Source organism: Hydrocarboniphaga sp. FW305-C-57 (assembly GCF_058783045.1).
In genome coordinates this window covers 1-512 of sequence record NZ_JBYSYG010000037.1, presented here as the reverse complement: position 1 = coordinate 512, position 512 = coordinate 1, and the positions used below count along the sequence as shown (strand labels likewise).

Here is a 512-nt window from a genome sequence, read left to right as displayed (position 1 = left end):
CGCATTGGCCTGCGCGCGCGGACTCGGCGGCCGCGTTCGCCATTGGCAGTAGCCGGTGCGCGATACACCCAGTTGGCGACACATCCGGACCACGCTGAATTGGTCGCGATGTGCATCGATCCAGGCGTACTTCACCGCGACTCCTTCGCGAAATACGCCGCCGCTTTTTTTACGATCTCCAGATCCAACTTGGTGTTGGCCAGCTCCCGGCGCAGGCGCGCGTTCTCGGCTTCCAGTTCCGCCGCCGATTGCTTCACCGGCGCCGCTCCAGATTCACCGGCTGCCAGCTTCCCCGCGCGACTGAGCCTGATCCAATTCCACAGGCTCGAATCCGGAATCCCCAGCCGCTGTGCTGCCTGGTTGCCGCCGACCGACTCCGCCAGACGCACTGCCTCCAGCTTGAACTCATCCGTGTACTGCCGGTTCGGCACCGACGATCTCTTGCCCATCTCGTTCTCCGTTCATCAGAAAATTACCAACGTCCTGATGTACGTCAAACCGAGGCAGGGTCA

The 512-nt window shown here is 62.3% G+C and carries 1 pseudogene; it reads right to left on the bottom strand.

Annotated features, from left to right (window positions below):
• Positions 1-449 (bottom strand): annotated as a pseudogene (locus AC3WUM_RS25170) (transposase); the annotation flags it as partial.
• Between the last annotated feature and the right edge of the window lie 63 nt (positions 450-512).